The organism is Pseudomonas sp. B21-023 (assembly GCF_024749165.1).
Classification (GTDB): Bacteria; Pseudomonadota; Gammaproteobacteria; order Pseudomonadales; family Pseudomonadaceae; genus Aquipseudomonas.
The window spans coordinates 5637155-5649348 of record NZ_CP087190.1 but is presented as its reverse complement, the minus strand read 5'-3'; the positions used below and the strand labels follow the sequence as shown (position 1 = coordinate 5649348).

Below are 12194 nucleotides of genomic sequence, written 5' to 3'. Positions count from 1 at the left end.
ACTCAATCGTCTGTGGCTTCCTGTCGCGCCTGGGTGCGGCTATGATGGGCAACGTTTTTTTGTGCTTACGACCTGGAGATATCCATGAGCAGCGATCTTATCAAACATGTCACCGACGCCAGCTTCGAAGCCGACGTACTCAAGGCTGAAGGCGCGGTGCTGGTCGACTACTGGGCTGAATGGTGCGGCCCATGCAAGATGATCGCGCCGGTACTGGACGACATCGCTTCGGAATATCAAGGCAAGGTGACCATCGCCAAGCTGAACATCGACGAAAACCAGGAAACTCCGGCCAAGCATGGCGTGCGTGGTATCCCGACGCTTATGCTGTTCAAGAACGGCAACGTCGAGGCCACCAAGGTCGGCGCGTTGTCCAAGTCGCAGCTCAAAGCGTTCCTCGACGCCAGCCTGTGATTTGATGAAGCCCCGCAAATGCGGGGCTTTTCTTTATCTGTTGTAGTTGGTTTCCCTGGGGGCTGGCGAGCCCCGGCCTTGCGACCATCCAGTCGGATAGCCCCGTAAAACACTGGCCAAAACCACTAGACGTCGAAAAAAGCAAGTGTTACATTCGGCCTCGCACTGCTTCTCCAGTGCCCTCTGCACGCCGTCGCCGAAGCATCCCTAATTCGAATCAGTACGCGATCCTGTCGCCATCTAGCGGCGCGGCCTCATTAAGCCAACTGCTTAATTTTTCCCTTCCTTACATGATTACGTCACTCCCCTTATGAACCTGACAGAACTCAAGCAAAAGCCGATTACCGATCTTTTGGAAATGGCCGAACAGATGGGCATCGAAAACATGGCCCGTTCGCGCAAACAGGACGTGATTTTCGCCCTGCTGAAGAAGCATGCGAAAAGCGGCGAAGAGATCTCGGGTGACGGCGTGCTGGAGATTCTCCAGGATGGTTTCGGTTTCCTGCGTTCGGCGGATGCCTCTTACCTGGCCGGCCCTGATGACATCTACGTTTCGCCCAGCCAGATCCGTCGCTTCAACTTGCGCACCGGCGACACCATCGTCGGCAAGATCCGCCCACCGAAGGAAGGCGAGCGTTACTTCGCGCTGTTGAAGGTCGATACCATCAACTTCGACCGTCCGGAAAACGCGAAGAACAAGATCCTGTTCGAAAACCTGACGCCGCTGTTCCCCAACAAGCGCCTGAAGATGGAAGCCGGTAACGGCTCCACCGAAGACCTCACCGGTCGCGTCATCGACCTGTGCGCCCCGATCGGCAAAGGCCAGCGTGGCCTGATCGTCGCACCGCCGAAAGCCGGTAAGACCATCATGCTGCAGAACATCGCAGCCAACATTACCCGTAACAACCCCGAGTGCCACCTGATCGTCCTGCTGATCGACGAGCGCCCGGAAGAAGTGACCGAGATGCAGCGCACCGTGCGCGGCGAAGTGGTCGCTTCGACCTTTGACGAGCCGCCGACCCGCCACGTGCAGGTTGCCGAGATGGTCATCGAGAAGGCCAAGCGCCTGGTCGAGCACAAGAAAGACGTGGTCATCCTGCTCGACTCCATCACCCGTCTGGCACGTGCCTACAACACCGTGATCCCGAGCTCCGGCAAGGTGCTGACCGGTGGTGTCGACGCCCACGCCCTGGAAAAGCCGAAGCGCTTCTTCGGTGCCGCCCGTAACATCGAGGAAGGCGGTTCGCTGACCATCATCGCCACCGCGCTGGTCGAAACCGGCTCGAAGATGGACGAAGTGATCTACGAAGAGTTCAAGGGTACCGGCAACATGGAGCTGCCCCTGGACCGCCGCATCGCCGAGAAGCGTGTGTTCCCGGCCATCAACATCAACAAGTCCGGTACCCGTCGCGAAGAGCTGCTGACCGCCGACGACGAACTGCAGCGCATGTGGATCCTGCGCAAGCTGCTGCACCCGATGGACGAGATCGCCGCCATCGAGTTCCTGGTCGACAAGCTCAAGCAGACCAAGACCAACGATGAGTTCTTCCTGTCGATGAAGCGCAAGTAAGCGTTTCAGTCTGGAACTGATTGGGGCTGCTTCGCAGCCCATCGCCGGCAAGCCGGCCCCCACAGGGCTCACACTGACCTTGTGGGAGCCGGCTTGCCGGCGATGGGGCGCGAAGCGGCCCCAAGTCATTCTTGGCCTTTACCCCGCCAACGGCGCTACACTCTGCACCCCGACCGATACGCCCAACACGAGGCCCTTGCATGCAGTATCGCGATCTACGCGACTTCATTCGTGGCCTGGAACAGCGCGGTGAACTCAAGCGCATCCAGGTTCCCATCTCCCCAGTTCTGGAAATGACCGAAGTCTGCGACCGCACGCTGCGCGCCAAGGGTCCGGCCTTGCTCTTCGAAAAACCCACCGGCTTCGACATGCCGGTGCTGGGCAACCTGTTCGGGACCCCCGAGCGTGTGGCCATGGGCATGGGCGCCGAGTCGACCGAAGAACTGCGCGAGATCGGCAAGCTGCTGGCGTTTCTCAAGGAGCCCGAGCCGCCGAAGGGCCTGAAGGACGCCTGGTCGAAGCTGCCGATCTTCAAGAAGGTCGTGTCCATGGCGCCGAAGGTGGTCAAGGACGCGGTGTGCCAGGAAATCGTGGTCGAAGGCGATGATGTCGACCTCGGCCAGCTGCCGATCCAGCACTGCTGGCCGGGCGATGTTGCGCCACTGATCACCTGGGGCCTGACCGTGACTCGCGGGCCGAACAAGGACCGCCAGAATCTGGGTATCTATCGCCAGCAGGTGATTGGCCGCAACAAGGTGATCATGCGCTGGCTGAGCCACCGCGGCGGGGCGCTGGACTACCGCGAATGGTGCGAGAAGCATCCTGGCCAGCCGTTCCCGGTAGCCGTGGCGTTGGGCGCGGACCCGGCGACCATCCTCGGTGCCGTGACCCCGGTCCCGGACACGCTTTCCGAGTACGCCTTCGCTGGCCTGTTGCGTGGCAACCGCACCGAACTGGTCAAGTGCCGTGGTAACGACCTGCAGGTACCGGCCACCGCCGAGATCATCCTCGAGGGCGTGATCCACCCCGGCGAGATGGCCCCGGAAGGCCCGTACGGCGACCATACCGGCTACTACAACGAGGTGGACAGCTTCCCGGTGTTCACCGTCGAGCGCATCACCCACCGGCAAAAGCCGATCTACCACAGCACCTACACCGGCAGGCCGCCGGATGAGCCGGCGATCCTTGGCGTGGCGCTGAACGAAGTGTTCGTGCCGATCCTGCAGAAGCAGTTCCCCGAGATCACCGACTTCTACCTGCCGCCGGAAGGCTGCTCGTACCGCATGGCGGTGGTGACCATGAAGAAGCAGTACCCTGGCCATGCCAAGCGCGTGATGCTGGGTGTGTGGTCGTTCCTGCGACAGTTCATGTACACCAAGTTCGTTATCGTCACCGACGACGATATCAACGCTCGCGACTGGAACGATGTGATCTGGGCCATCACCACGCGCATGGACCCCAAGCGTGATACGGTGATGATCGACAACACCCCGATCGACTACCTCGACTTCGCGTCGCCGGTATCGGGGCTGGGGTCGAAGATGGGCCTGGACGCCACGCACAAATGGCCGGGCGAGACTACACGCGAATGGGGCCGGGTCATCGTCAAGGACGAGGCCGTCACCCGCCGTATCGATGAGCTGTGGGACCAGTTGGGAATAGATTGATGCAGGTAACCTTGCAGCCTTCCGGGGCGGTACTGGCGGTCGAACCGGGTGAAAGGATTCTGGATGCGGCACGGCGCCTGGGCTATGACTGCCCGAACAGCTGCCGCAACGGCAACTGCCATGTGTGTGCCGCGCTGCTGGTGGAAGGCAGTGTTCGCCAGGAAGGCCAAGTGCGCGATCACGGTGAGCTGTTCACCTGCATCGCCGAGCCGCTGGAGGACTGTGTGTTGCTGTGGGATGGTGTGCTGGCCCTGGGCGAGCTGCCGCTGCGCAAGCTGGCCTGTACCGTGAGCGAGTGCGTCGAGATCGGTGGCGATGTCTGGCGCGTGCGCCTGCGCGCGCCGGCCGGCAAGCCGCCCCGCTACCACGCCGGGCAATACCTGATGATCGAGCGTGAGGGCATGGACAAGGCAGCTTTTTCGCTCGCTTCGGCGCCCCACGGTGGGCGTGAGCTGGAGCTACATGTGCTGGCCCGCGAAAGCAGTGCCGTGCAGTTGATCCAGCAGTTGCAGCGCAATGGCCTGGCCCGCATCGAACTGCCATTTGGTGATGCGCACCTGGCAGAGTTGCCTGACGGCCCGCTGGTACTGATCGCCGCCGGTACCGGTATGGGGCAGATGCACAGCCTGATCGAGCACTGCCGGGCGCAGGGCTTCAAGCACCCGGTGCACTTGTACTGGGGTGTGCGCCGGCCTGAAGACTTCTACCAGATCGAGCACTGGGCCGAGTGGGAGCGCCTGCCGAACCTGTTCCTGCACAAGGTGGTCAGCGATCTGTGCGGTTGGGAAGGGCGGTGTGGCCTGCTCCACGAAGCGGTATGCGAGGACATTGGCGACCTCAACCAGGTGCATGTCTATGCCAGTGGCTCGCCGAACATGGTCTACGCCACCCTCGATGCATTGGTCGAGGCAGGCATGGATGCCCACCGCATGCGGGCTGACGTGTTCGCCTACGCGCCACGCGGGTGAAGTAACCCGGCACGCTGCAAGGGCGTGTCGGGTTTAATAACCAAGTGTTTTCCTGTTGATTATATGGCGGAGATTGTTACCGGTGCGGGTAATAAGTTTCGCTATACTCGGACTATTAGTTTCCGTTCAGCGGATGCTTTAATGAAATCCTGTTTTCGGGGTTGAGTGCAAAGTGCGTTCTGCCTTACGTTAGGTGCCAGGTAAATCGCCGGGCAAACCCGTTCCCACGCGATCCTGGTAGGCCTTTGTGGAAGCGGGCTTGCCCCGCGATAGCATCCGAACAGGCACGGCAATACCTGCACTTTGGTAGTTCTCAGGAATTAATGGCGGCAGCTCATGTCGACGCTTGAAAGTTCATCCTGGCAAATAGCCTATCCGCCGTCACTCGACTTCGGGCAGCAGTTGACCCGTGAACAACTGCAGCGTTCGATGCAGGAAACCATGTCCCAGCACGAAGGCGGCCCGGTCTGGCTTTTTGCCTACGGTTCGCTGATCTGGCGCCCCGAATGCAACTCGGTCGAGCGCCAGCGGGCGCGGGTGCATGGTTACCACCGCGGCCTCTACCTGTGGTCCCACGAACACCGTGGCACTCCGGAGTGCCCGGGCCTGGTGTTCGGCCTGGACCGTGGCGGCTCCTGCAGCGGTTTTGCCTTCCGTCTGGACGAAACCAACCTCCATGACTCGCTGATGGCACTGTGGCAACGTGAGATGCCGTTCCCGGCCTACCGTCCGCATTGGCTGAGTTGCCGCCTGAACGATGGCAGCAAGGTGCAGGCGCTGGGCTTCGTGCTGGAGCGGCACCTGCCGTGCTATGCGGGCAACCTGCCGGACACCCTGCTCAGCCAGATCCTCGCCAGCGCCAAGGGGCGCTATGGCACCACGCGCGATTACGTGGAGCAGACCCTCAACGCCCTGCGCAGCCACCAGATGCCCGATCGCAACCTGGAAGCGCGCTTCAGGCGTTGTCACAACCTGCGCGAGGTGTGAGCCCCGCGCATCGGGCTCATTCCTGGCCGGCGGCGGTGCCGAGGAACTTGCGCAGGAACTGGCGTGTGCGCTCTTCCTTCGGGTTGGCGAACAGCGCCTTGGCCTCGCCCTGCTCGACGATCACGCCCTTGTCGAAGAAGATCACCCGGTTGGCGACATCGCGGGCGAAGCTCATCTCGTGGGTGACGATGATCATGGTGCGCTTTTCCTCGGCCAGGCCGCGGATGGTTTCCAGCACTTCGCCAACCAGTTCGGGGTCGAGCGCCGAAGTGGGCTCGTCGAACAGGATCACCTCCGGCTCCATGGCCAGGGCCCGGGCGATGGCCACCCGTTGCTGCTGGCCACCGGACAGGCGCCTGGGGTAGGCGTCTTCCTTGCCTGCCAGGCCGACCTTGGCCAGAAGGCGCTTGGCCAGCTCGATGGCCTTGTCGCGGGGCGTCTTCTTGACGATCACCGGCCCTTCGATGACGTTTTCCAGGGCGGTGCGGTGAGGGAACAGGTTGAAGTTCTGGAACACGAAACCGGCCTGTTGGCGCAGGCGGCGGATCGCACTCTGCTGGCCACCCAACGGACGGTTGGCATCGATGCTGATATCGCCGATCTGGATGCGCCCGGCATCGGGGGTTTCCAGCAGGTTCAGGCAGCGCAGGAAGGTGGTCTTGCCCGAGCCGCTGGGACCGATGATGGCCACCACTTCGCCGGGCTGCACGCTCAGGTCGATGCCGTTGAGCACGGTCTGGCCCTTGAACTGCTTGGTCAGGCCTTCTACTACGATCATCTCAGTGCTCCTGGTCGTGCTGGTTGACCCGCGCTTCCATGCGGTTCTGGAAGTGCGCCAGGATGCTGCAGAGGATCCAGTAGACCACCGCGACAGCCAGGTACATGGTGAAGACCTCGAAGGTCCGTGCGGTGATCAGCTGCGCCTGGCGGAACAGCTCGGGCACCTGGATGGTCGCCGCCAGGGCGGTGTCCTTGACCAGCGAGATGAAGCTGTTGCCCAGCGGTGGCAGGGCAGTGCGCAGGGCTTGCGGCAGGATCGCCCGGCGCATGGCCTGGGTGCGGGTCATGCCAATGCTGGCGGCTGCTTCCCACTGGCCACGGTCGATCGAGGAGATTGCCGCACGGAGGATCTCGCAGATATACGCCGCCATGTTCAGCGACAGGCCGATCAGCGAGGCCGGGATCGGATCGAGCTCGATGCCGATCTGCGGCAGGCCGAAGTAGATCACGAACAGCTGCACCAGCAGCGGCGTGCCGCGGAAGAACGACACATAGATGCGCGCCAGCCAGTCCAGCGGCAGGATCTTCGACAGCCGCATCAGCGCCAGGGCGAAGCCCAGCACCAGGCCAAAGAACATGCCGCCGACGCTGAGCAGCACGGTATAACCCGCGCCCTTCAACAGGAAGGGCGCGGAATCGACAACGAGTTGCAGGCTTTCAGCGATCATTTGGTGACATCGGCACCGAAGTATTTCTCGGACAGCTTGGCCAGCGAGCCGTCGGCCTTGAGCTTGTCGATGGCCTTGTTCAGCGCATCGAGCAGTTCAGGTTCGCCTTTGCGCAAGGCCACGCCCGATTCCAGCTTGGAGAATTTCTCGCCAGCGAGTGCGGTCGGTTTCTTGTCCTTGGCGGTTTTCTGGACGTACTCGAGTGCAGCCAGGCGATCGATCAGGATGGCGTCGATACGACCGTTGCGCAGGTCGGCGAACTTGGTCGGGTCATCTTCGTAGGTGCGCACATCGGCTGTCGGCACATCCTGTTTCACCCATTGCTCATAGTTGGTGCCCAGGCCGACACCGACCTTCTTGCCGCCGAGATCGGCGGCAGTCTTGATGTTTTTCTCGTTGTCGCTGCCCTTGAGTACCAGGGCCTGAATGCCGGAAACGGTGTAGGGCTCGGAGAAATCGTACTTCTTCTTGCGTTCCTCGGAGATGGTCACCTGGTTGATCACCACGTCGAGGCGCTTGGATTCCAGTGCGGCGAGGATGCCGTCCCACTTGGTCGGCTGGACCTTGGCCTTGACCCCCAGCTCCTTGGCCAGCAACTCGGACAGCTCGACCTCGAAGCCGGTCAGCTTGCCGTTTTCGTCCTGGAAGCTGAACGGTGGGTAGGTGCCTTCCAGGCCGACGTTGATCACGCCTTTTTCCTGGATGGTCTTCAACTGTTCGCCGGCAAAGGCCTGGCCGAGCAGGCCAGCGCCGAGCAGGAGCGCCAGGCTGGCGTTGAGAAGGGGTTTGGCGAATTTGGTCATGGCATGCCCCGCGCTTGTTGTGGAAGTAGTGAGGTGGCGACTATAGAGGTGGGCTTCATAGGCCGGGAAATAATAAAAAATCAGGTTGTTATTCCAAAGCTGCAAATTGCAACGGCTTATACCCGACTTAGCTCAGGATGGAATAAAGCGTTGTTTTTTCCAAGAGGCAGATTTGACGTATCGTGTTTTGCACCTCCTTGTAGGAGCGTATGTAAATCGAGAAAGCCGCCTGGCAGGAGAAACACCGTGAGCGAACAACCATCAACCGGGCACTGGCAACTGCAGGGTATCGTCAGTGGCCTGCGCAACGCCCGCGAGCAGTGGCGCAGCAGCAATGGCCGCAGCAGCGGCGAGCAGGGCGGGCGCGAACTGCCGTCGCGCGAGGCGCTGCGGCAGATCCTCGAGCAGCTGTGCGGCGCGCTGTTCCCCATGCGCCTCGGGCCGGTGGACCTGCGCGAGGAAAGCGAGGACTTTTATGTGGGCCACACCCTCGACGCCGCCCTCACCGCGCTGCTGGCCCAGGCCCGTCTGGAACTGCGCTACGCGGCGCGCCATGGCAAGACCGATGTGGTCGATGTCGATACCCACGCCCTGCGCCTGATCCAGGATTTCGCCGCGGCCCTGCCGGCGCTGCGCGTGCTGCTGGACACCGACGTACTCGCCGCCTTCCACGGTGACCCGGCGGCGCGCAGCGTCGACGAGGTGCTGCTGTGCTACCCCGGCATCTTGGCGATCATCCACCACCGGCTGGCCCACCACCTCTATCGAGCCGGCCTGCCGCTGCTGGCGCGGATCAGTTCGGAGCTGGCGCACTCGGCCACCGGCATCGACATCCACCCCGGTGCGCAAATCGGCCCGAGCTTCTTCATTGACCACGGCACCGGCGTGGTGATCGGCGAGACCGCGATCATCGGTGAGCGGGTGCGCATCTACCAGGCGGTGACCCTGGGCGCCAAGCGCTTCCCCAGCGACGAGTCCGGCACCTTGCACAAGGGCCTGGCGCGGCACCCGATCGTCGAGGACGACGTGGTGATCTACGCCGGCGCGACCATCCTCGGGCGGATCACCATCGGCAAGGGTTCGACCATTGGCGGCAATGTCTGGCTGACCCGCAGCGTGCCGGCTGACAGCAACATTACCCAGGCGAACCTGCAACTGGATTGCGAGGGCAAGAAAGCCCTCTAGCTCAAGGCTTATGAGGCGTGGCGGCGGGACTTCCCGCCTCCACCTCGATCACGCCCTGGAGCGGCATCGGGTCGCATTGAAATCCGATCCATGTTTAACTTGAACGCTTGTTCAACGAAAACGCTGGTCCATTGCCGGTGTTCAAAAGGAGGAATCGCCTTTGCTGAACCCGTTCAATCCGAACCTCACGTCCCGTGACGAGGTGCCCGTTCAATGAGTGCACCGACCCCCGACCTTGCCAACGGCAAGATCCGCATGAACCCCCCCGTGTTCTATTTCGCGGCAAGCTTCATCCTCATCTTCGGCCTGATCGTCATCGCCCAGCCACAGGCTGCCGGCGAGTGGTTGCTGGCGGCGCAGAACTGGGCGGCCAACACGGTCGGTTGGTACTACATGCTGGCCATGACCCTGTACCTGGTCTTCGTGGTGGTCACCGCATTGTCGGGCTACGGCAAGATCAAGCTCGGCGCCGACCATGACGAACCCGAGTTCAGCTACCTCTCCTGGGCTGGCATGCTGTTCGCCGCCGGCATCAGCATCACGCTGTTCTTCTTCTGCGTCTCCGAACCGCTGACCCACATGCTCCAGCCGCCACAAGGTGAGGCGGGCACGGCCGAGGCCGGGCGCCAGGCGATGCAGATCCTGTTCCTGCACTGGGGCCTGCACGGCTGGGGTGTGTTCGCCTTCGTCGGCATGGCGCTCGCCTACTTCGCCTACCGTCACAACCTGCCACTGGCCCTGCGCTCGGCGCTATACCCGCTGATCGGCAAGCGCATCAACGGGCCGATCGGCTACGCGGTGGACGGCTTCGGCATCATCGCCACGGTATTCGGCCTGGGCGCCGACATGGGCTTCGGCGTACTGCACCTGAACGCAGGCCTGGACTACCTGTTCGGCATCAGCCACAGCCAATGGGTGCAGGTGATCCTCATCACCCTGATGATGGGCGCGGCCGTGGCCGTGGCGGTCGCCGGGGTAGAGAAGGGCGTGCGGGTGATGAGCGACATCAACCTGTTCCTGGCCTGCGCGCTGCTGCTGTTCGTGCTGTTCGCCGGGCCCACCCAGCACCTGTTCAATACGTTGATCCAGAACCTCGGTGACTACCTTGGCGCCCTGCCGCGCAAGAGCTTCGACGTGTACGCCTACGGCGAACAACGCGACTGGCTGGGTGGCTGGACGGTATTCTACTGGGCCTGGTGGATTGCCTGGGCGCCGTTCGTGGGGTTGTTCATCGCCCGTATCTCGCGGGGCCGGACCATTCGCGAGTTCGTCTTCGGCGTGCTGCTGATTCCCCTGGGCTTCACCCTGGCGTGGATGTCGATCTTCGGCAACAGCGCCCTGGACCAGGTGATCAACCACGGCATGACCGCGCTCGGCCAGTCAGCCCTCGACAACCCGTCGATGAGCCTGTACCTGCTGCTGGAAACCTACCCGTGGAGCAAGACGGTGATCGCCGTGACGGTGTTCATCAGTTTCGTGTTCTTCGTCACTTCTGCCGACTCCGGCACCGTGGTGCTGTCGACGCTGTCGGCCAAGGGCGGCGGCGCCGACGAGGACGGTCCGAACTGGCTGCGGATCTTCTGGGGCGCGATGACTGCGCTGATTACCAGCAGTCTGCTGTTCGCCGGCAGCATCGACTCGCTGAAGTCGGCGGTGGTGCTGACCTCGTTGCCGTTCTCGCTGATCCTGCTGTGCATGATGTGGGGGCTGCACAAGGCCTTCTATCTGGAAAGCCAGCGGCAGATCGCGCAGATGCATTCGCTGGCGCCGTTCGCCCAATCCCGGCGCGGGCGTGGTGGCTGGCGCCAACGCCTGAGCCAGGCGGTGCACTTCCCGTCTCGGGACGAGGTGTATCGCTTCATGGACGACGTGGTGCGCCCGGCCATCGCCGAGGTGCGCGAGGTGTTCGAGCAGAAGGGCCTGGTGTTGATCACCCAGGACGACCCGAGCCATGACAACGTCAGCCTGAAGATCGGCCATGGCGAGGAGCAGCCGTTCATCTACCAGGTGCAGATGCGCGGCTACTTCACGCCATCGTTCGCCTTGGGCGGGCTGGGGACCCAGGACTTGAAGAACCGCCGCTACTACCGTGCGGAGGTGCATCTGTCCGAGGGCAGCCAGAACTACGACCTGGTGGGCTACAGCAAGGAACAGATCATCAACGATATCCTCGACCAGTACGAGCGGCACATGCAGTACCTGCATCTGGTCAGGTAGAACGCTGGGGACGCTCCCACAGGGTTGTGGCAAAACCTGTGGGAGCTGGCTTGCCAGCGAAAGGATGCCAACGGCCTCCCCGGATCTTTCAGAACGGTGCATCCCCCAGGATGGTCGCCCGATGCATCACCCGCCGGCTGGGGCGGTAGTCATCCACCGCAAAGTGCTGCGTCACGCGGTTGTCCCAGAACGCCACGTCATTTTCCTGCCAACGCCAGCGAATGCTGAACTCTGGCCGCGTCGCATGGGCGAACAGCAGCTTGAGCAGCGCCTCGCTCTCCTGCTCATTCAATTCGTTGATCCGCGTGGTGAAACCTTCATTGACGAACAATGCCTTGCGCCCGCTGACCGGGTGGGTACGTACCACCGGATGCGACAGCGGCGGGTTGTTGCGCCGGGTCGCCTCCCAGCGTGCCAGGTCCTCGGGCGTGGTGCCGAAGCGTTCCAGCGGGAACGACTTGGTGAAGTCATGGGTGGCGGTCAGGCCGTCGAGCATCTCGCGCAGTGGCGCCGACAGCGCCTCGAACGCAGCTATGCCGCTGGCCCACAGGGTATCGCCACCATAGGACGGCAGCTGCTTGGCACTGAGCACCGCGCCCAGCGCCGGGGTCGACAGGAAAGTCACGTCGGTGTGCCATACGGCGTTGTCGCGCACATCGGTAACTGCGGTGTCGAGGATCAACACCTGCGGTGTCTCCGGCACATTGGGATAGATCGGGTGGATATGCAGGTCGCCGAAGCGGGCGGCGAAGCGCGCCTGCTGCTCGGGGGTGATCGGTTGGTCGCGGAAGAACAGCACCTGGTGTTCGAGCAGCGCCTGCTCGATGGCGTCACGCTGTTCGGCAGTGATGTCGCGGCTGATGTCCACGCCGCTGATCTGCGCGCCCAGTGCCGGGCTCAAGGGGGTAACGGTCAGGCTCATGTGGTTTCTCGTT

General features: G+C 62.5%; 11 protein-coding genes. 7 read left to right on the top strand and 4 right to left on the bottom strand.

What is annotated here, in order from left to right; all coding sequences use genetic code 11:
* Positions 1–84 precede the first annotated feature (84 nt).
* The 5 genes from trxA to LOY42_RS25465 all read left to right on the top strand — a co-directional run bounded on the left by trxA (position 85) and on the right by LOY42_RS25465 (position 5606).
* The gene (trxA, locus tag LOY42_RS25485; RefSeq protein WP_046857535.1) at positions 85–414 is read left to right on the top strand and encodes a thioredoxin TrxA; all 330 of its coding nucleotides are present in this window, start codon (positions 85–87) and stop codon (positions 412–414) included.
* Between the two features lie 310 nt (positions 415–724).
* Positions 725–1984 carry a transcription termination factor Rho gene (rho, locus tag LOY42_RS25480; RefSeq protein ID WP_011536308.1) on the top strand — a complete coding sequence of 420 codons (1260 nt, stop codon included), beginning with the start codon at positions 725–727 and terminating at the stop codon, positions 1982–1984.
* A gap of 200 nt (positions 1985–2184) precedes the next feature.
* Entirely contained in the window at positions 2185–3651 is a 1467-nt protein-coding gene (gene ubiD / locus LOY42_RS25475) for a 4-hydroxy-3-polyprenylbenzoate decarboxylase (RefSeq protein WP_046857534.1), read from the top strand.
* A complete protein-coding gene (locus tag LOY42_RS25470) occupies positions 3651–4619 on the top strand; it encodes a CDP-6-deoxy-delta-3,4-glucoseen reductase (RefSeq protein WP_102683474.1) in 969 nt (322 codons plus the stop codon). The genes ubiD and LOY42_RS25470 overlap by 1 nt, the downstream gene beginning before the upstream one ends.
* A gap of 336 nt (positions 4620–4955) precedes the next feature.
* The gene (locus LOY42_RS25465) at positions 4956–5606 is read left to right on the top strand and encodes a gamma-glutamylcyclotransferase (RefSeq protein ID WP_139667822.1); all 651 of its coding nucleotides are present in this window, start codon (positions 4956–4958) and stop codon (positions 5604–5606) included.
* 16 nt (positions 5607–5622) lie between these two features.
* Here LOY42_RS25465 and tcyN read toward each other — a convergent pair whose 3' ends face one another.
* From tcyN to tcyJ, 3 genes are read right to left on the bottom strand one after another with little or no spacing between them, the layout of a single operon-like run.
* Positions 5623–6384, bottom strand: a complete 762-nt coding sequence (tcyN, locus tag LOY42_RS25460; protein ID WP_139667824.1) for an L-cystine ABC transporter ATP-binding protein TcyN — start codon at positions 6382–6384, stop codon at positions 5623–5625.
* Between the two features lies 1 nt (position 6385).
* On the bottom strand, positions 6386–7054 hold the full coding sequence (gene tcyL / locus LOY42_RS25455) for a cystine ABC transporter permease (RefSeq protein WP_046857530.1): 669 nt from the start codon (positions 7052–7054) through the stop codon (positions 6386–6388).
* On the bottom strand, positions 7051–7857 hold the full coding sequence (gene tcyJ, locus LOY42_RS25450) for a cystine ABC transporter substrate-binding protein (protein ID WP_023630289.1): 807 nt from the start codon (positions 7855–7857) through the stop codon (positions 7051–7053). The genes tcyL and tcyJ overlap by 4 nt, the downstream gene beginning before the upstream one ends.
* A 246-nt stretch (positions 7858–8103) precedes the next feature.
* Here tcyJ and epsC point away from each other — a divergent pair, with 246 nt between their 5' ends.
* On the top strand, positions 8104–9042 hold the full coding sequence (gene epsC, locus LOY42_RS25445) for a serine O-acetyltransferase EpsC (protein ID WP_046857529.1): 939 nt from the start codon (positions 8104–8106) through the stop codon (positions 9040–9042).
* 255 nt (positions 9043–9297) lie between these two features.
* Positions 9298–11259 carry a choline transporter BetT gene (betT, locus tag LOY42_RS25440; RefSeq protein ID WP_173862440.1) on the top strand — a complete coding sequence of 654 codons (1962 nt, stop codon included), beginning with the start codon at positions 9298–9300 and terminating at the stop codon, positions 11257–11259.
* 88 nt (positions 11260–11347) lie between these two features.
* On the opposite strand, the gene tauD is transcribed toward betT, so the two are convergent.
* Entirely contained in the window at positions 11348–12181 is an 834-nt protein-coding gene (gene tauD, locus LOY42_RS25435; protein ID WP_258599637.1) for a taurine dioxygenase, read from the bottom strand.
* Positions 12182–12194 lie beyond the last annotated feature (13 nt).

Coding starts and splice junctions, on each gene's coding strand:
- trxA (WP_046857535.1), top strand. CDS start 85: ATGAGCAGCGATCTTATCAAACATGTCACCGACGCCAGCTTCGAAGCC.
- rho (WP_011536308.1), top strand. CDS start 725: ATGAACCTGACAGAACTCAAGCAAAAGCCGATTACCGATCTTTTGGAA.
- ubiD (WP_046857534.1), top strand. CDS start 2,185: ATGCAGTATCGCGATCTACGCGACTTCATTCGTGGCCTGGAACAGCGC.
- LOY42_RS25470 (WP_102683474.1), top strand. CDS start 3,651: ATGCAGGTAACCTTGCAGCCTTCCGGGGCGGTACTGGCGGTCGAACCG.
- LOY42_RS25465 (WP_139667822.1), top strand. CDS start 4,956: ATGTCGACGCTTGAAAGTTCATCCTGGCAAATAGCCTATCCGCCGTCA.
- tcyN (WP_139667824.1), bottom strand. CDS start 6,384: ATGATCGTAGTAGAAGGCCTGACCAAGCAGTTCAAGGGCCAGACCGTG.
- tcyL (WP_046857530.1), bottom strand. CDS start 7,054: ATGATCGCTGAAAGCCTGCAACTCGTTGTCGATTCCGCGCCCTTCCTG.
- tcyJ (WP_023630289.1), bottom strand. CDS start 7,857: ATGACCAAATTCGCCAAACCCCTTCTCAACGCCAGCCTGGCGCTCCTG.
- betT (WP_173862440.1), top strand. CDS start 9,298: ATGAACCCCCCCGTGTTCTATTTCGCGGCAAGCTTCATCCTCATCTTC.
- tauD (WP_258599637.1), bottom strand. CDS start 12,181: ATGAGCCTGACCGTTACCCCCTTGAGCCCGGCACTGGGCGCGCAGATC.